At 67.9% G+C, this 16,522-nt stretch carries 18 protein-coding genes; 5 read left to right on the top strand and 13 right to left on the bottom strand.

Annotation, left to right across the window (positions count from 1 at the left end):
• Nucleotides 1-211: 211 nt before the first annotated feature.
• Nucleotides 212-1,681 (bottom strand): type VII secretion protein EccB, encoded by a 1,470-nt coding sequence (eccB, locus tag ACQPYS_RS03830; RefSeq protein WP_431940679.1) that lies wholly within the window; start codon nucleotides 1,679-1,681, stop codon nucleotides 212-214.
• A gap of 110 nt (nucleotides 1,682-1,791) precedes the next feature.
• Here eccB and eccE point away from each other — a divergent pair, with 110 nt between their 5' ends.
• On the top strand, nucleotides 1,792-3,459 hold the full coding sequence (gene eccE / locus ACQPYS_RS03825; protein WP_433491706.1) for a type VII secretion protein EccE: 1,668 nt from the start codon (nucleotides 1,792-1,794) through the stop codon (nucleotides 3,457-3,459).
• Nucleotides 3,460-3,580: 121 nt separating this feature from the next.
• Here eccE and ACQPYS_RS03820 read toward each other — a convergent pair whose 3' ends face one another.
• Both ACQPYS_RS03820 and ACQPYS_RS03815 read right to left on the bottom strand, forming a co-directional pair.
• Nucleotides 3,581-4,141, bottom strand: coding sequence for an NADPH-dependent FMN reductase (locus ACQPYS_RS03820; RefSeq protein ID WP_433491705.1), 561 nt, complete (start codon nucleotides 4,139-4,141; stop codon nucleotides 3,581-3,583).
• Between the two features lie 42 nt (nucleotides 4,142-4,183).
• Nucleotides 4,184-4,993, bottom strand: coding sequence for an S-methyl-5'-thioadenosine phosphorylase (locus ACQPYS_RS03815; protein WP_431940682.1), 810 nt, complete (start codon nucleotides 4,991-4,993; stop codon nucleotides 4,184-4,186).
• A gap of 181 nt (nucleotides 4,994-5,174) precedes the next feature.
• On the opposite strand from ACQPYS_RS03815, the gene ACQPYS_RS03810 reads away from it, so the two are divergent.
• Nucleotides 5,175-5,474: a metal-sensitive transcriptional regulator gene (locus ACQPYS_RS03810; RefSeq protein WP_063035713.1), complete on the top strand. Its 300-nt coding sequence runs from the start codon at nucleotides 5,175-5,177 to the stop codon at nucleotides 5,472-5,474.
• Between the two features lie 50 nt (nucleotides 5,475-5,524).
• Here the strand turns inward: ACQPYS_RS03810 and ACQPYS_RS03805 are convergent, their stop codons facing one another.
• From ACQPYS_RS03805 to infA, 9 genes are all read right to left on the bottom strand, one after another.
• A complete protein-coding gene (locus tag ACQPYS_RS03805; protein WP_433491704.1) occupies nucleotides 5,525-6,352 on the bottom strand; it encodes an LLM class F420-dependent oxidoreductase in 828 nt (275 codons plus the stop codon).
• A 144-nt stretch (nucleotides 6,353-6,496) separates the two neighbouring features.
• Entirely contained in the window at nucleotides 6,497-7,291 is a 795-nt protein-coding gene (gene truA, locus ACQPYS_RS03800) for a tRNA pseudouridine(38-40) synthase TruA (RefSeq protein WP_433492965.1), read from the bottom strand.
• A gap of 267 nt (nucleotides 7,292-7,558) precedes the next feature.
• The gene (gene rplQ / locus ACQPYS_RS03795) at nucleotides 7,559-8,065 is read right to left on the bottom strand and encodes a 50S ribosomal protein L17 (RefSeq protein WP_433491703.1); all 507 of its coding nucleotides are present in this window, start codon (nucleotides 8,063-8,065) and stop codon (nucleotides 7,559-7,561) included.
• A gap of 122 nt (nucleotides 8,066-8,187) precedes the next feature.
• Nucleotides 8,188-9,246, bottom strand: coding sequence for a DNA-directed RNA polymerase subunit alpha (locus ACQPYS_RS03790; protein WP_030522611.1), 1,059 nt, complete (start codon nucleotides 9,244-9,246; stop codon nucleotides 8,188-8,190).
• Nucleotides 9,247-9,425: 179 nt separating this feature from the next.
• On the bottom strand, nucleotides 9,426-10,031 hold the full coding sequence (gene rpsD, locus ACQPYS_RS03785; RefSeq protein WP_039822512.1) for a 30S ribosomal protein S4: 606 nt from the start codon (nucleotides 10,029-10,031) through the stop codon (nucleotides 9,426-9,428).
• A gap of 22 nt (nucleotides 10,032-10,053) precedes the next feature.
• Nucleotides 10,054-10,467 carry a 30S ribosomal protein S11 gene (rpsK, locus tag ACQPYS_RS03780; protein ID WP_030522613.1) on the bottom strand — a complete coding sequence of 138 codons (414 nt, stop codon included), beginning with the start codon at nucleotides 10,465-10,467 and terminating at the stop codon, nucleotides 10,054-10,056.
• Between the two features lie 10 nt (nucleotides 10,468-10,477).
• Entirely contained in the window at nucleotides 10,478-10,849 is a 372-nt protein-coding gene (rpsM, locus tag ACQPYS_RS03775) for a 30S ribosomal protein S13 (protein WP_030522614.1), read from the bottom strand.
• A gap of 191 nt (nucleotides 10,850-11,040) precedes the next feature.
• The gene (rpmJ, locus tag ACQPYS_RS03770) at nucleotides 11,041-11,154 is read right to left on the bottom strand and encodes a 50S ribosomal protein L36 (RefSeq protein WP_025347279.1); all 114 of its coding nucleotides are present in this window, start codon (nucleotides 11,152-11,154) and stop codon (nucleotides 11,041-11,043) included.
• A 106-nt stretch (nucleotides 11,155-11,260) separates the two neighbouring features.
• Nucleotides 11,261-11,482: a translation initiation factor IF-1 gene (infA, locus tag ACQPYS_RS03765; protein WP_003418601.1), complete on the bottom strand. Its 222-nt coding sequence runs from the start codon at nucleotides 11,480-11,482 to the stop codon at nucleotides 11,261-11,263.
• Between the two features lie 1,199 nt (nucleotides 11,483-12,681).
• Between infA and ACQPYS_RS03760 the strand changes: the two genes are divergently transcribed.
• Nucleotides 12,682-14,337, top strand: a complete 1,656-nt coding sequence (locus ACQPYS_RS03760) for an AAA family ATPase (RefSeq protein WP_433492964.1) — start codon at nucleotides 12,682-12,684, stop codon at nucleotides 14,335-14,337.
• Between the two features lie 69 nt (nucleotides 14,338-14,406).
• Here the strand turns inward: ACQPYS_RS03760 and ACQPYS_RS03755 are convergent, their stop codons facing one another.
• Nucleotides 14,407-14,904 carry a DUF4254 domain-containing protein gene (locus ACQPYS_RS03755; RefSeq protein ID WP_063035639.1) on the bottom strand — a complete coding sequence of 166 codons (498 nt, stop codon included), beginning with the start codon at nucleotides 14,902-14,904 and terminating at the stop codon, nucleotides 14,407-14,409.
• Between the two features lie 171 nt (nucleotides 14,905-15,075).
• Here ACQPYS_RS03755 and ACQPYS_RS03750 point away from each other — a divergent pair, with 171 nt between their 5' ends.
• Both ACQPYS_RS03750 and ACQPYS_RS03745 read left to right on the top strand, forming a co-directional pair.
• On the top strand, nucleotides 15,076-15,882 hold the full coding sequence (locus ACQPYS_RS03750; protein WP_063035638.1) for a GntR family transcriptional regulator: 807 nt from the start codon (nucleotides 15,076-15,078) through the stop codon (nucleotides 15,880-15,882).
• A 3-nt stretch (nucleotides 15,883-15,885) separates the two neighbouring features.
• The gene (locus ACQPYS_RS03745; RefSeq protein WP_433491702.1) at nucleotides 15,886-16,500 is read left to right on the top strand and encodes a GNAT family N-acetyltransferase; all 615 of its coding nucleotides are present in this window, start codon (nucleotides 15,886-15,888) and stop codon (nucleotides 16,498-16,500) included.
• Nucleotides 16,501-16,522 lie beyond the last annotated feature (22 nt).

The raw sequence follows: 16,522 nt of genomic DNA, 5'->3' as shown, positions 1-16,522 counted from the left end.
GATCTGTCGACGTGTCGTGTTCCGGTTGGGCGTTCGGAATCCGGCGGGGCCCGGCAGCGTCTGTTCCGGCTCCGGCCGGTGAGCACCTCTGCAATCCGCATTTCGACGACACCGAACAGCGCTGGCTCTACCAGGCCAGCGCCTCCACGCTCGATCGAACCCGGTGGAGATGGCGGCAACTGAGCGGTGCATCCACCGATGTGGACCAGTACTACTTCGTGGCCACCGGTTGCGCGGCCGGCGAGGGATCCGGTGCGACCCCGTCGTGTGCGACCAGTGCTTCTTCTCGGCCCAGGCTCGGCCCGGAGGCCAGCAGCCCGACGATGGGCCAGGGCGCGGACTCGGCTTTCCCGGGCATACCCAGCGCCTTCGCGGCGTCGGCGTTCTTGATGCCGTACCGCACACCGGTATCGGCGATATAGAAGACGCTGTCCTTACGGCTGCTGTCCGGTTCGATCCCGGTGGTCTGGACATAGGCGCCGGTCCCCGGAGCCAGGTAGGCGGAGTCGACGTTCTGGCCCGACCCGTCGGCCTGGGCGAGCGGTACCAGTTTCGCGCTGTCCGATATCGGCAGGCCGACTCCCGTGATGACGTGCAATTCGGCCCGGGTGCCGGTGTTCTCGCCGGCTTCCGGGATAGGTTTCCAGGACAGGCAGCTCACCGGATGGTCCTTGGGCTCGAGCACGGCCGGGGCCGTCTTGGGGTAGTCGCCCACCCGCAGGGCCGTCGAAACGGGGGCATCGGTGCGTTCGCGCTGGTCGATGGTGTCGTCACCCGGAGTCTGCGGGTTGGAGTTACGAATGATCTCCCCGGTCAGGGCCGAGATGGGCTGCAGCCCGTCGGCGAGCACCACGTGATATTCGGTTCCGGAGGTACCGACCTGCACTACGTCACCGATGCGGTGACCGCTGACCTCGAAACCGATCGGGGCGGTACCGACATCGGCGATATCGGGCCGGACGATGGGCTGCACTTCCGGTATCGCGTTGATCAGGCCTTCGCTCACCGGCCGCGGGGTGGCGCCGGTGATGTTCAGGGCGTCGGTCACCGCGCGGTCGGTCATATCGATGCGCGCGCGTTTCCTGTCGTAGACCAGATAGGTGTGGTTCTCCCCCTGCACCAGCAGCGCCTTGTCCGTACCCATCGATTCGGCTTTCGCGCCGAGCTCGAGGTCGCCGGCCAGTACCGACGTCGTACGGTCCTGGCTGCCATCGATCTTCATCTCGTCACAGATGGTCCATTGCCGTCCGGTACCGGAGGAATCGAAGTGGATCGAGCCGGGCGCACCGGGAATACCGATCAGTGGACCCCGGGCCTTCTTCCCGATCTCGGCTTCCTTCACGATCGACGCGTCCGGCGCCTCGCCCGCGGCCAACCGGGCCGACGCCAGGTTCAACGCGGGATGCACCACGTCGTTGATCACCACGTAGACGGCGCCGGATTCCTTGCCGATCAGGATCTTGTTCTGGTCGATCTTGTCCTGCGGCCGGAGCAGGGCCAGCACACCGCAGCCGGCGAGTACCACCACGGCCAGGACCAGGCCCACGACATAGGCACGCACCTGAGAACGCATGGGGTCGTGGAGCATCCGCACGTCCCGCCGCACCAACGCGTGCTCCATCCGGCGAACCAGGAAGTTGTAACCGCTGATCTGCCACCTGGTGGTGGGCTTTGAAGGCATCGTCTTCCCCCGAACTGTGCTGGTGCTCGCCGAACACAGTACAGTTCGCGAGGACGTAGTTCAGCTCGGCCGCCGATAATCGGCCGACACCGGGTACCTGGGGGACTCTGATGGCCGTTCCAGCCGCAGTGGGGCGCAGGCGCAGCCTGCTTTTCGGGCGTATCTCGATGCGCAATCTGCTTATCGCACAGGTATTCGCGCTCGTCACGGGCATGATCGCCTTGGTCACCGGAGTGAACCCCTGGATCGCGCTGGGGATCGCGGTCGTCGTCGGATGTGTTCCGCTCGTTCCGGTCGGGCGCCGGGTGCTGCTGGATTGGGTGGGCACCTGGTGGAACTATCGGGCCCACCGCGAATACCGGATCGGGGACAGCAGCGATTTCCGCGGACCGGACGACCGTTCGCTGGGCCTGTACTGGGACGAGAGCCGGGTGGTCGCGGTCGTCGAGGTGCTGCCGCCGCGCGGCGGACTCACCCGCATCGACCGTACCGCGGTGCACGCCTCCCACCTGCTGCCGATGGCGGAGCTGGCGACCTGCCTCGCCCAGCACGACATCCTGCTCAGCGGTATCGACATCATCAGTCACGGCCACCGCAGCCGCTCCGGCACACCGGCGGGCGCCATCTACGAATCCCTGCTGGGGCCACTGCCCGCCACCGCGTATCGCACGGTCTGGCTGGCGATCGGGTTCGATATGGTCGACTGCCCCGGGGCCGCGAAACGCCGCGGCGGCGGCGACGAGGGCGCGGCGCGCGCGGTCACCATCGCGACCCAGCGCATCGTGCGGACGCTCGAGGACGCGGGGTGCGGGTCGCGGGTGCTGACCGCCTCGGAGATCCGGGCGGCCGTCCGTCAGGTGCTGCACGGAGCCGACGCGCGCGAGCTGACCCACCGGTGGCGGTATGCCGAACTCGGCAACAGCGTCAACATCGGGTCCGCGATCGATCCGAAACAGCTGGGCTCGGAGATCCTTTCGCAGCTGTGGGTGGCCGAATCCCGGGGCACCACCGTCGCGGTCCGGCTGCGGCCCGGCAGTACGGCAGATACCGTGCACGTCGGCGCGGCCTGGCGGTCCACCCTGCGGGAACTCCCGGAGAAGACCACCTCCAAGGGTATGGTTTCGATGAACGGCCGGCATCGTGACGGGCTGCTCGCGCATCTGCCGGTCGGTATCCCCGATGTCGAGGACATCGTCCCCACCGCCGAGTACCCGATCGATGTGCTGGACGCGCTGGCCCTGCCGTCGTCGGGCTGTGGACAGCTGATCGGATCCGACGACGAGGGCAACGGTGTGGCACTGCGGCTCGTCGGTGCCGGTATCTCGTCGGTGTACGTCGCGGGCGAACTGTATCTCGCACAGCAGCTGGTGTTCCGCGCGCTGGCCGTCGGTGAACGGATCCTGGTGCGCACCGACCGCCCACAAGCGTGGTACCAGCTGATCGAGACGATCGGCAATCCGGAGCGCCTGATGCTTGCCGTCGAAATGCACCAGTCCGACGCCATGTTCACCACGACCGTCGTCGACGGCGTGCTCGCCCCCGCACCGCACGCCGGTATCACCACGATCTATGTCACCGGCGACCCGATGGGCTGGCCGGCCACCAAACCCGACCTGTCGATCCAGCAACCCGGAGCGATCGGTAACCGGGTCGTCGTCCGTACCGCGACCACTCAGATTCCGCTGAACCTGGTCTCGATTCCCCGGGAACACACCTACATCGGTGAACCCCGGACCCGCCGTCCCGCGCCGGCGGCCCAGCAACCCCAGCACCACTGAACACCTTCGGCACCACTCCGGGCTTGCGGTCCATCCCCGCTCGTGCCATGGGATCCGAAACCCCTGTCCGGATTCGACCGGTCACCGCTGGCCTTCCGGAGGCACAGGCTCCGTCCGAGCCTCAGCCCGGGTAGGGGTCGGCGGACCGCGCATTGCGCAACGTCGGAGCCCACCAGGCGAGTTGGGTCAGCATCTGGTCCGCGGCGTCGATAGCCGCACCGTCGCCCGTGTTCCCCGCGGCGTCGAACTGTTTACGCGCCCGATGGAAGCTCACCGATTCGCGTACCGAGACCATATGGACCTCGGCCACCACCTGGCGAAGTTGTTCCACCGCGCGCAAACCACCCGACAGCCCGCCGTAGGACACGAAACCCACCGGCTTGGCGCGCCATTCGTGTTTCGCGCTGTCGAAGGCGGTTTTCAGCGAGGCCGGATAGCCGTGGTTGTACTCCGAGGTCACCACGGCGAACGCGTCCGCGGCCGCCAGCCTCTCGCGGAAGCGGAGAGTCTCCGGGGTTTCGGTGAGATCGAGCGGCAGCGGGATGTCCAGCAGGTCGAGCACGCCGATATCGAATTCGGTCCGGGCCCGCGCCGTGCGCAGGAACCAGTCGGCGACCACAGGCGCGAAACGTTCGGGCCGGACGCTGGCGACGATCACCTCTAGTCGCAGGGGCGTATCCACCGGACGAGACTATCCCGCGGCCGCGCGGAGCCGCGGGATGGTTCAGGGCAGTTCGAAGGGCAACGCGACCCCGGCGTGGACCCGGCAGTGCTCGCAGGTCTCGGTGTCGGCGACCGCGGCGACCGCGGCGCGGACGAGGTCCTTGAAGGGCTTGATATTGCGTTCGAATTCGGCGAACACATCGGCCGCTCGCACGCCTTCTCCCTCGGTGATACCCGCGTCCAGATCGGTGACCAGCGCGATTACCGCGTAACACATCTCCAGTTCGCGGGCGAGTACCGCTTCCGGATAGCCGGTCATATTGACCAGCTCCCAGCCCTGGGCGGCGAACCAGCGGCTCTCGGCCCGGGTGGAGAAGCGCGGTCCCTGGATGACCGCCATGGTCCCGTGCGGGTGGACGTGCACCGCGCTGTCGGCGGATCTCACCGCGGTGGCGCGCAGGTCGGCGCAGTAGGGGTCGGCGAAGGAGACGTGTATACCGTTACCGTCGAAATAGGTCTGTGGGCGCCCGGAGGTGCGGTCGACGAGTTGGTCCGGGATGACCACGGCGCCCGGGCCCCAGTCGGGCCGCAGACTGCCGACCGCGCAGGGGGCATAGATACGGCGCACGCCGATCGATCGCAGTGCCCACATATTGGCCTGGTAGGGCAGGGTGTGCGGGGAGTACTCGTGCCGTGCGCCGTGGCGTGGGAGGAAGGCCACCGGGCGGCCCTCGACCTCCCCCACCGTGATCGGCGCGCTCGGATCACCGTAGGGGGTTCGCAGGGTGACCGCGTCTGTGGCGCCGTCGAAGAAATCGTAGAATCCACTACCGCCGATGACGGCCAGCGCGGGCCGATCCTGGGAAGTCATGGTCTCGATTGTTCCGCGTAGGTGGCATGGGCGTACAGGCGAGGGCACGCACCTGACAAGCCCGGACCGGAACTGTACCCTAGGGGGGTATCAACGGTCCTCTCGACCGGCGCAGAGGAGACAATCGGTGACTTCCACATCCACCACGGCGGGATCCGCCGACGAGACGGGGACCGGCCACATGTCCCACGACCACGCGAACCACGGCTACATCACCGCCAAGGACGACTACCTCAAGCGGCTGCGCCGGATCGAGGGGCAGGCTCGCGGCCTGCAGCGGATGGTGGAGGAGGAGAAGTACTGCATCGATATCCTCACCCAGGTCTCCGCCATGACCAAGGCCCTGCAAGCGGTCGCGATGGGACTACTGGAGGACCATATCAGCCACTGCGTGGTGGACGCGGCGGTCGCCGGTGGCCCGGATGCCGAGGCCAAGATCAAGGAAGCCACCGACGCGATCGCCCGGCTGGTTCGTTCCTGAGCCCTGTCCCGGGTGGGGTCACCCACGCGGGCTACACCCCACCCGCCGAGTCAGGACTGCTGAGTGAGCAGCGGCGCCAGGGTGCGCAGCGTAGCCAGGTAGTCCTCGTCGAGGACCTGCAGCGCGAGGTGATCGGCGTCCGCCTCGATATGACGGCGAACCTGCGCCGCGACCTGATCGGCCGGCCCGTGCACGGCGAGCGCGTCGAGCAGGCGATCGCTGCCCGGCTTGGCGATGTCCTCGTCGGTGTAGCCGAGACGCCGCAGGTTGGTGGTGTAGTTGCGCAGGCCGAGGTACATGTCCACCACGGTGCGGCCGGTGGCGCGGGCGCTGTCGGGATCGGTGTCCACGACGAGCTTCTGTTCGGGCACCAGCAGCGCGTCACCGACGATCTCACGGGCCTGCGCCGTGTGCTCCGGAGTCGTGAGATAGGGCAGCGCGCCCGCGGTACGGTCCGCCGCCAGCTTCAGCACCTTCGGTCCGAGCGCGGCGAGCATCCGGCCGGCGACCGGGACCTGCGCCACGTCCAATTCGTCGAGGTATTCGACCAGCGCCTCGTACGGGGAGCGGTAGGGCTTGTTCGCCTCCGGGTGACCACAGCCGATGCCGAGCACGAACCGTCCCGGGAACCGCTGCTCGATTCGGTGGAAGGATTCGGCGGTTTCGGCGGCCGGGGCGGTCCAGATATTGACGATGCTGGTGCCGACCTTCAGGGTCTCGGTGGCCGCCAGCAGGTCCTCCACCACCGGGAGGTCGGCGCTCGGCGAGCCGCCGAGCCAGAGGGCTCCGTAGCCGAGTCGCTCGAGTTCCGCCGCCGCTTCCGGGGTGAACAGCTTGTAGTAGCGCCAGACGCCGTACCGTCCGAGATCGATGGTCATACCTACCGCAACCTTCTCGTCGAGGGGACCTATTCCAGCCCCGACCCTATCCGCGGTTCTGCAGCGACTGAGCGCAGCGACTGAGCGCCGGAGTTGACGAGCCGGGGTCACGGAGCCCCGGCCCGCCCGCCGGAGACGAGGCCATCAGATACAGCAGTCCCTCGCGGGAACCGACCGCATCTCCCGGGTCTGGACGTTGCGGGCGGCCAGGTCCTGTTCCGCCGGGTAGTCGACCGCGACAAGGCTCAGCCCGTGCGCGGGCGCGACGGTCACCGAACTCGACCGGCTCCGCTCCGCCAGCAGCCCTGCGACCCACTCCGGTGTCCGGCGGCCCTCCCCCACCGCGAGCACCGCGCCGACCAGGCTGCGGACCATCGACCAGCAGAAGGCATCGGCGCTCACATGGGCGTTCAGGTGCTCGCCCTCCCGCACCCAGTCATAACGCTGCAGTTCGCGGACGGTCGTCGCGCCCTCCCGGCGACGGCAGAAAGCGGCGAAATCGTGCAGGCCGAGCAGGTTGCGCGAGGCCGCCCGCATGGCATCGAGATCAACCGGCCGACAACTCACCACGCTGCGCGCGGCCAAGGGGTCGGCACCATAGGGCGCGGTGGTGAGACGGTAGATGTAGTGGCGGCGAATCGCCGAGAAGCGGGCGTCGAATTCGGCGGGTACCGGACGGACATCGGTTATCCGGACGTCCTTTGGCAGGAATTTGGCCATCCGGTGCACGAGCTTGTCGGCGTCCACCTCCACCCCGGTATCGAAATGAGCGACCTGCCCCTCGGCGTGTACCCCGGCGTCGGTGCGTCCTGCGACCGTCAACTGCACCGGCTCGCGCAGCACTTTCCCCAGCGATTCCTCGAGCACACCCTGTACGGTCCGCAGACCGGGCTGGCGGGCCCAGCCCACGAAGTCGGTGCCGTCATAGGAGATATCCAAGCGGAAGCGCCCGCCTTCCGGCGCCGGTACCGACGTCGTCGCGGTCTCCTGGCACGGCCCACTCGCGGTCCCGGCCGCCGTGGCCGGTCCGCCGATCGCCCGCGTGCCGGCGGGCCCGCACGGGACCGAACCGGTTGTCGCGGATCCCGGATCGTGTTCGCTCACCAGACCATCCTCCGGATACGGGACGAGCCCGCACGCCCGTAATGGGCGGCGGGCTCGTCGACGAACCGGGGACCCACATCGCGCGCGTCCCCGGCAGACGAATTACGCCTTGTCGTCAGCCTTGTCGTCAGCCTTCTCCTCGGCCGCGACTTCCTCGGCCGGAGCCTCGGTGGCTTCGGTCTCGGGGGCCTTCTCCTCCGCCTTCTGCGACGCGGCGACCCGGCGGGCGCGATCGGCCTCGTTGGTCACGGTCTGCTCCCGGACCAGCTCGATGATCGCCATCGGGGCATTGTCGCCCTTACGCGGCAGGGTCTTGATGATCCGGGTGTAGCCGCCGTTGCGGCCCTCGAACGACGGACCGATCTCGGCGAAGAGATCGTGCACGACGTCCTTGTTCCGGATCACCCGGAGCACCTCGCGGCGGTCGGCCAGGGTACCGGCCTTGGCCTTGGTGACCAGCTTCTCGGCGTAGGGGCGCAGCGCCTTGGCCTTGGCCTCGGTGGTCGTGATCCGACCGTGCTCGAAGAGCGCCGTGGCCAGATTGGCGAAGATCGCCTTCTGGTGCGACGCCGACCCGCCGAAGCGAGCGCCCTTCTTGGGCTTGGGCATTGTGGGTTCTCCTTGTGTATGTGCGGTGTGGGCGTCCGACGTTGGGCATGAACTTCCATGCCCTCGACTGCACGCTCACATCGCGGGCGCAAGGCCGACGCGGGTGCCTACCCCTGCGCGGCCTAGAGCTGTTCGGTTTCGGCGTAGTCCTGCTCGCCGCCGTCGTTATCGCTGAAAGTGCCGCTGTCGGACCAGGTTCCGGTGCTCGCGTCGTAGCCGACCACGCTGGACGGGTCGAAGGACGCGGGGCTGTCCTTGAGCGAGAGGCCCAGCGCGTGCAGCTTGACCTTGACCTCGTCGATGGACTTCTGGCCGAAGTTGCGGATATCCAGCAGATCCGATTCGGTCCGCGCCACCAGCTCGCCGACGGTGTGCACACCCTCGCGCTTCAGGCAGTTGTAGGAACGGACGGTGAGGTCCAGATCCTCGATCGGCAGCCCGAAGGAGGCGATGTGATCCGCCTCGGCCGGGGAGGGGCCGATCTCGATACCTTCGGCTTCGACGTTCAGCTCACGGGCCAGGCCGAACAGTTCGACCAGGGTCTTGCCCGCCGAGGCGAGCGCGTCCCGCGCGCTGATGGAGTTCTTGGTCTCCACGTCCAGGATGAGCCGGTCGAAGTCGGTGCGCTGCTCGACACGGGTGGCCTCGACCTTGTAGGTCACCTTGAGCACCGGCGAGTAGATCGAATCCACCGGGATCCGGCCGATTTCCGCACCGGTCGCCTTGTTCTGCACCGCCGGGACATAACCGCGACCACGTTCGACGACCAGCTCGATCTCGAGCTTGCCCTTGTCGTTCAGGGTGGCGATATGCATATCCGGGTTGTGCACGACCACACCCGACGGCGGCACGATGTCATCGGCGGTGACGGTCCCCGGGCCCTGCTTGCGCAGGTACATGGTGACCGGCTCGTCCTCTTCCGAGGACACGACCAGGCCCTTGAGGTTCAGGATGATGTCGGTGACATCCTCCTTCACGCCGGGCACGGTGGTGAACTCGTGCAGAACGCCGTCGATGCGGATGCTGGTCACCGCGGCCCCCGGGATCGAGGACAGCAGGGTGCGCCGCAGCGAATTACCGAGGGTGTACCCGAAGCCCGGCTCGAGCGGTTCGATGGTGAACTTCGACCGGTTGTCGGCGATGACCTCTTCGGTGAGGGTCGGACGCTGGGAAATCAGCATGGGATCAATCCTCCTGTTTTGGGCGCCCGCTATTTGACGCCTCGTCTAGGGGTTGTGTGGGCCGTCGCGGTTCGACGGCCCACACCAGCGGCACGGTATGAGCGAGTCAAGCCCGAAGGCGGTAGCGTAGCGTCACCACGCAGGGCCCTCGCTCATGCCCGATGCACACAGCCGACCGTTTACTTCGAGTAGTACTCGACGATCAGCTGTTCCTGCAGCGGTACATCGATCTGGGCGCGCTCCGGCAGGGAGTGCACCAGGATGCGCAGCCGGCCCGGGATGACCTGGAGCCAGCCGGGGACCGGACGGTCACCGACGGTCTCCCGCGCCACCTGGAACGGCAGGGTCGCCAGCGACTTCTCCTTGACATCGATGATGTCGTACTGGGTGACCTGGAAAGAAGGAACGTTGACCTTCTTGTTGTTCACCAGGAAGTGGCCGTGGCTGACCAGCTGGCGGGCCTGGCGACGGGTCCGGGCCAGACCGGCGCGGTACACGACGTTGTCCAGCCGGGTCTCCAGCAGACGCAGCAGGTTGTCACCGGTTTTGCCCTTGAGGCGGTTGGCCTCCTCGTAGTACCGGCGGAACTGCTTCTCCATGACGCCGTAGGAGAAGCGGGCCTTCTGCTTCTCCTGCAGCTGGAGCAGGTATTCGCTCTCCTTGATCCGCGCGCGGCCGTGCTGGCCGGGCGGATAGGGGCGACGCTCGAAAGCCTGGTCACCGCCGATCAGGTCGACGCGCAGGCGACGCGATTTGCGGGTGATGGGTCCGGTGTAACGGGCCATTGTGCTCTACCTTCCTTCCCGCTTAGACGCGACGCCGCTTGGGCGGACGGCAACCGTTGTGCGGCTGCGGAGTGACATCGGAGATCGTGCCGACCTCCAGGCCCGCGGCCTGCAGCGAACGGATCGCGGTCTCGCGGCCCGAACCCGGGCCCTTGACGAACACGTCGACCTTCTTGACACCGTTCTCCTGCGCCTTGCGGGCCGCGTTCTCGGCGGCCAGCTGCGCGGCGAACGGGGTCGACTTGCGCGAACCCTTGAACCCGACATGGCCCGACGACGCCCAGGAGATGACGTTGCCGGAAGGGTCGGTGATGGACACGATCGTGTTGTTGAACGTGCTCTTGATATGCGCGTGACCGTGCGGGACGTTCTTCTTTTCCCTGCGGCGCGACTTCTGGCTCTTCTTCGGGCCGGAGGCCCGGGACTTCGGAGGCATCGCTTATCCCCTACTTCTTCTTGCCGGCGACGGTGCGCTTCGGGCCCTTGCGGGTGCGCGCGTTGGTCTTGGTGCGCTGGCCGTGGACCGGGAGGCCACGACGGTGACGCAGGCCCTGGTAGCAGCCGATCTCGATCTTGCGACGGATATCGGCCTGGACCTCACGACGCAGGTCACCTTCGACCTTGAGAGACGAGCCCTCGATGTAGTCACGCAGCTGCGTGACCTGCTCGTCGGTGAGATCCTTCGAGCGCAGGTCCGGGCTGACGCCCGTCGCGGCCAGGATCTCCTTCGAGCGGGTACGGCCGACGCCGTAGATGTAGGTCAGTGCGATCTCCATGCGCTTCTCGCGCGGGAGGTCGACGCCCATGAGACGTGCCACTGGTGAGTTTCCTTAACTGTTGCGGAGGTCTGCTCCCTGTCCGTCCCCTCGTCTGGTGGGGCCCCGGCCTCCGTTCCGGGGGTAGGCACGCACACCTTCCGGGTCACCCCGGAAAAATCCTCAGTGTGCGGCTGGAGCTGGGAGTTCTTCTGTGTGCCAGTCCGAACCGCGTTCGGTGCTCAGGCGCGGTGTCAGCCCTGCCGCTGCTTGTGCCGCAGGTTGTCGCAGATCACCATGACCCGGCCGTTGCGCCGGATCACCTTGCACTTCTCGCAGATCTTCTTGACGCTCGGCTGAACCTTCACGTCCGTCCAATCTTTCGTTGCGGTCCACACCTACGGGTGTGGACACAGTTGACCCCGGTCGGGTACGACCGGGGAAATCTCGGGGAGCGAGCCGGGGCCCACTCGTTCACTTGTAGCGGTAGACGATCCGACCGCGGGACAGGTCGTACGGCGACAGCTCGACGACGACCCGATCCTCCGGCAGGATGCGGATGTAGTGCTGACGCATCTTGCCGCTGATATGCGCGAGGACCTTGTGCCCGTTCTCGAGCTCGATCCGGAACATCGCATTCGGCAACGGCTCGACAACCCGCCCCTCGACCTCGATGGCCCCGTCTTTCTTCGCCATATCCTCCGCGATCCCGGTTACACTCAACCTGGTCTGATTGCCTGGTACTGCCCGCGGGACCGGCCGGCGCACACCGGTGCGACCGCGGAACGGCACACCGTGTACAACGGCGAACACGACAACCGATCGCACACGAACAGGCGGCGCTTTGATACACCGCCTGGTCAGCTTACCGGTAGGTATGTGATGGGGCAAAAAGGGGTACCCTCCGCGAGGCGCGTCGCGCGGCCCGGACCCGGCTCCCCGGCACTGAGCGCAAGGGTGGTTGTCGCGTAAACTGGCCGCTGTCCGAGGTCGACCATTCCAGGAGGGGACCGGTGAGCCGCAGCAACGACGGCCTCCCCATGCTGCCGCCATGGCTGGCCGATACCGAGGTCACCGGGGTCGGCGAGGGGAATTTCCGCAACTACGAGCCGCCGCCGGTCCAGAATCTGCCCCAGGACGAGGTCATTCCCGAGACCCCCGAACCGGCGGAGGGCTTCTTCGCCCGCCGCGGCCGCGGCGAGGACCGCTCCGCCGAGAGCGACAAGAAAAAGGGAAAGGGCTGGTTCCGGAACAAGAACAAGGATCAGCCGTCGCTCGAGGACCGCGTCGGGGAGCTCCTCCCCAACAGCACCGGCCCCCGCCCCGCCCAACGCAACAACTGGGCCGAGGCGACCGGCCGGCACGAGTGGGCCACCCCCCCGCCCGAGCACACCGAATCGTCGCGCCACTCGGGCGCCGATCCGTTCCCGCCGCCCGGGCAGGGCACGGCCGCGCCGTATCCGCCCGCCGACCGGCCCGACCTGCCGGCTCCACCGACGCCCGGTCCGGGGCAGCAGTGGGGTCCGGACAGCGCGCCGGCGCCCACGGCGGCCGCGCCGAATGCCTTCCGGGCGCCGGCGACCGATCCGCCGGAGCTGCCGGTACGGCAGCCGGGCGAGCCGGCGCCGGAATTCGACAGGTTGCGCCCGCATCACCCGATCCCGCCGCAGCAGGCGCCCGAGCCCGACCCCCGGCCCGGCACGACGGAGGACCGGGTGGGTGGCGCAGCCGGACCGTCCGCCGCGACGCCCGCGCCCCCGCAGTTCCTCCCACCACCACCGCCGCTGCCCGATCCGCCCGGCGACTCACCACGCGCGGAAGAGAGCCCGGCGCCGCAGCAGCCGTTGCGGCGACTGCCCGATCTGCCGCCGTCTCCCGCCGAGGTCGCGGCCGATATGGGCACCGTCGGCCCGGGCGAGCTCTCGGCGTCTGTCGAGTCGGACGCACCCGCCGCCGGCGAACCGGCCGATTCGCCGGCGCTCGCACCCGCCCCGCAGCCGTTCACGGAACCCGATTCCTTCAGTCCCCCGGCACCCTCCCCGGCTCCGGACCCCACCCCCGTTCCGGAGCCCACCAGATCACCGGACCCGTTCACGGCACCCGATTCCTTCACTGCTTCGACGCCCCCGGAACATGCCCCGGCAGCCGAACCCACCTCGGCTCCGGACCCCTTCCGAGCTCCGGAGAGCAGCCCCCCGCCGGCACCCGGGACCGCGCCCGCCGGCGGGCCGCGCGCGCCCGAAAGCGCCCCCCCGCCGCACGCCGGCGCCCCCGGCGACCGGATGCGGCCGAGCCCCGGCGCACCGAACCGTGCCCAGTGGCAGGCCCCAGAGGCCACCCCACCTGCCGCGGCGCCCCGATGTCAGGCCCCGGAACCGGGCCCTGCCCGGCAACCCCTCCCTCAGCCACCGGCGCCCCAGGCTCCGGCACCCCCCGCTCAGGGTCCGCGGCAGCAATGGCAGCAGAACCCGGGACCGCCCCCGCAGGGCCTCGGGCCGGCCCAGTACAACCCCGCACCCCCGCAGCAGTGGCAGCACCCGCCGGCCCAGCAGCAGCAGGGTGGGCCGCCGCCGCAGCAGTGGCAGCAGAACCCGGCGCAATTCGGCGCACCGGGCCCGGGCGCGCCATCCCTCGACGATGTCTCGGTGCGCCGGGCGAAGAAGGCCTCCGGCCACGGCTGGCGCAAAGTGGTGCACCACGCCTCCGGCGGCCGGATCAACCCCGGTATGTCCGCGGAGGAGCGGCGGCTGCAGGAGCTGGTCGCGCGGATCCGCCAACCGGTGCGCGGGGACTATCGGATCGCGGTGCTCTCACTCAAGGGCGGTGTCGGTAAGACGACCACCACCATCGGTCTGGGCTCGACCTTCGCCTCGATCCGCGGAGACCGGGTGATCGCGGTGGACGCCAACCCCGACTTCGGCACGCTGTCGCAGCGCGTCCCGTTGCAGACGCGGTCAACCGTCCGGGATCTGCTGCTCGATCCGGCCATCGAACGCTATTCCGATGTCCGGCGGCATACCTCGCAGGCGACCAGCCGCCTGGAAGTGCTTGCCAGCGAACGTGATCCGGCCGCCTCGGAGGCCTTCAACGAGGACGAGTACCGCGCGGTGGCCCGAATCCTGCAGCGGTTCTACAACATCATCCTCACCGACTGCGGTACCGGTCTGATGCATTCGGCGATGGCGGGTGTACTGCAACTGGCGCATTCCCTGGTGCTCATCTCTCCCACCGCGATCGACGGCGCGCAGAGCGCGTCGGCCACCCTCGACTGGTTGTCGCTGCACGGCTACCACCATCTGGTGCAGAACGCCGTGGTGGTGATCAACTCGCCGCGCGACGGTACGCCGAATATCGATGTGCAGCAGCTGCGGCAGTATTTCCTCTCGCGCTGCCGGGCGGTGCACATGATCCCGTTCGACCCGCATATGTCCGAGGGCGCCGAAATCGACCTGCCGCGGTTGAAGAAGGAGACCAAGCGGGCCTACGTGGAGCTGGCGGCGACCGTAGCCGACGATTTCACGCAGAGCTACCGGCCGCATCAGGGCGGGTGAACCCGGCGCGCGGAACCGGTACCGCGTAGTGGACCCCGGAACCGGCCGTGGCGGCGACCGGCCCGGGCGTCACCACTCCGGCAACCTGCGCCTTCCGGCCAGCACATCGCCGACCAGCGCGTCATAGGCATCGGCCAGTTCGGCCAGATGATGCCAGGCGCCGTGCAGGAGTTCGTCATTCGCGTCCAGGGTCATCAGCGCGTGATGCGCGCGAACCGCGGATTCGGCGAGCCGATCGATGATCGCGCCGACGGTTTCGGTGTGCAGAGTGACACCGAGCCGATGCTGCGGAACATTGCGCCCCACCCAATCATCGATCGCCAGAACCAATTCCATCCGGCGCCGGTCGATCTCGACCAGCCGGTCGGGATCGGTGACGATGGAACCGCCGCGGCCCACCAATCTGCGCTCGTGGAGTACCGCTAGATCACGGGCGTACCAGAGCAGCTGACCCCCGACGACCCGGTGTCCGCGCGCGGCGCGTACCAGTAGGTCCGAATTCGGCAGACCGGGAGACCCGCTCTGCGCCAAGGGATCAGCGCCGCGCTGGGCGCCGGGAAGAGCCATTACGACTGTTGTATCCGAACCTATCACGGTTGCCTCGCCGTTCATCGCCGCACAACACCGGGTCAGTACGTTGATTACAATAAACCGCGAAAGGCCACTGTCAAGCGATACAGGCCCCCCCGGACACGAAAAGCGTACACTTCGTTACCTGGAGACCACCCGAGGAGCACGATGGCGGACGGTCCGACGTATCGGCGGATCGCGGACCACCTCCGCGAGGAGATACGCGCAGGCAGATGGCAGCCCGGGGATCGGCTACCCAGTCACTCCGAACTGGCCGAGCAGACGCAGGTTTCGCTCACCACGGCGCGTAATGCCATTCAGGTACTCGTCGCCGAGAATCTCGTCTACACAGCAACCTCCCGGGGGACCATCGTACGGAGCCGGGAAGTGCTGGAATCGGTGGTCACCGACCATATCCGGCCGGATCGGCCACGAGCCGGCCACGATATCTTCGAGGAGATAGCGCGCGCCGCGGGCCGGCGTCCGACCAAAGAGTTCAGTGCGCGGATGGAGCCGGCCGACCAGCGTGTCGCCCAGTGGCTGGGCATCCCGGTGGACTCCTGGGTGCTGGCTCGGACCGTCGTGCAGTTTCTCGACAATGAGCCGTGGTCATGGGAGGTGAGCTTCTATCCGCGAGATCTGGCCGAGGCGACCGGTATCGATTCACCTCACGATATCGCTGAAGGGACTACACGCCGCCTCGCCGATCGCGGCCACGGCGAGACCGCTCACCGCGACACCCTTGTCGCGCGTCCGGCGAGCGCGGAGGAGGCCGCGGTGCTCGGCGTCGCCGTCGGCACCATCCTGTTGGATCATCTGCGAGTCGGCGCCAATCACCGGCGTGTCACCCGGGTGACCCGCCATCGCTCCATCGCGACCAGCAATCGACTTGCCTACGAACTGGGCGATTCCGCCGGAACAGCGGTGATCCGTGGCGTGCTGGATGAGACCGATCGGTCCGAGATATGGTTCTAGCTCATGACGGTGCAGATTCGGCCCGCCGCATCCGATGACCTGGAACTGATCTGCCGGCTGCGGCTACAGCGTTCCTCTTGGCTGGCCGCGCGTGGCTCGGATCAATGGTCTACCGCGGCGTGCGGCTTATCGATCGGCTACTTCGCACACGTGGTACGCAGGGCCGTATCCGCCTGGGAAACCTGGATCGCGGAGGTGGACGGCCGGCCCGCCGGTACGATCACCATCAATGAGCGCGCGGACCAGGAGTTGTGGACGGCCGCGGAACTCGGCGATTCGCTGATCGTTCACCACCTGATCGTGGATCTCCGCTATGCCGGGCAGGGGGTCGGCCAGCAGCTGCTGGCCCATGCGGCCGCGCTCGTCCGTGCCCACGGACGCCATTGGGTGCGGCTGGACGCCTGGACCACCAACAGCGACCTGCACGCCTATTACCTGCGGGCCGGATTCCGGTTGGCACGGATCGCCGAACCGGGCAGCCAAAGCCCCTCATGTGCGCTGTTCGAACGCCACGTCAACAGCTGGATGCGGGACGAGGGCGATCGCGGCGGCCGGGAGGCACTGTTCTCGACGACACCGCTGACCGGTTTTCCGATAACTCTGCCCGTATCGGGATGAATCCATCGCCGGTCGACCGGTC

The organism is Nocardia grenadensis (genome assembly GCF_050942415.1).
Classification (GTDB): domain Bacteria; phylum Actinomycetota; class Actinomycetes; order Mycobacteriales; family Mycobacteriaceae; genus Nocardia; species Nocardia grenadensis.
Note: the sequence above shows the minus strand (reverse complement) of the source record. Positions and strands in the feature narration are given on the sequence as shown.

Bases quoted from the DNA above. Each gene is read 5' to 3' on its own strand.
- eccB (WP_431940679.1), bottom strand. From the start codon at position 1,681: ATGCCTTCAAAGCCCACCACCAGGTGGCAGATCAGCGGTTACAACTTC.
- eccE (WP_433491706.1), top strand. From the start codon at position 1,792: ATGGCCGTTCCAGCCGCAGTGGGGCGCAGGCGCAGCCTGCTTTTCGGG.
- ACQPYS_RS03815 (WP_431940682.1), bottom strand. From the start codon at position 4,993: ATGACTTCCCAGGATCGGCCCGCGCTGGCCGTCATCGGCGGTAGTGGA.
- ACQPYS_RS03810 (WP_063035713.1), top strand. From the start codon at position 5,175: ATGTCCCACGACCACGCGAACCACGGCTACATCACCGCCAAGGACGAC.
- ACQPYS_RS03805 (WP_433491704.1), bottom strand. From the start codon at position 6,352: ATGACCATCGATCTCGGACGGTACGGCGTCTGGCGCTACTACAAGCTG.
- rplQ (WP_433491703.1), bottom strand. From the start codon at position 8,065: ATGCCCAAGCCCAAGAAGGGCGCTCGCTTCGGCGGGTCGGCGTCGCAC.
- ACQPYS_RS03790 (WP_030522611.1), bottom strand. From the start codon at position 9,246: ATGCTGATTTCCCAGCGTCCGACCCTCACCGAAGAGGTCATCGCCGAC.
- rpsD (WP_039822512.1), bottom strand. From the start codon at position 10,031: ATGGCCCGTTACACCGGACCCATCACCCGCAAATCGCGTCGCCTGCGC.
- rpsK (WP_030522613.1), bottom strand. From the start codon at position 10,467: ATGCCTCCGAAGTCCCGGGCCTCCGGCCCGAAGAAGAGCCAGAAGTCG.
- infA (WP_003418601.1), bottom strand. From the start codon at position 11,482: ATGGCGAAGAAAGACGGGGCCATCGAGGTCGAGGGGCGGGTTGTCGAG.
- ACQPYS_RS03760 (WP_433492964.1), top strand. From the start codon at position 12,682: ATGGGCACCGTCGGCCCGGGCGAGCTCTCGGCGTCTGTCGAGTCGGAC.
- ACQPYS_RS03755 (WP_063035639.1), bottom strand. From the start codon at position 14,904: ATGGCTCTTCCCGGCGCCCAGCGCGGCGCTGATCCCTTGGCGCAGAGC.
- ACQPYS_RS03750 (WP_063035638.1), top strand. From the start codon at position 15,076: ATGGCGGACGGTCCGACGTATCGGCGGATCGCGGACCACCTCCGCGAG.
- ACQPYS_RS03745 (WP_433491702.1), top strand. From the start codon at position 15,886: ATGACGGTGCAGATTCGGCCCGCCGCATCCGATGACCTGGAACTGATC.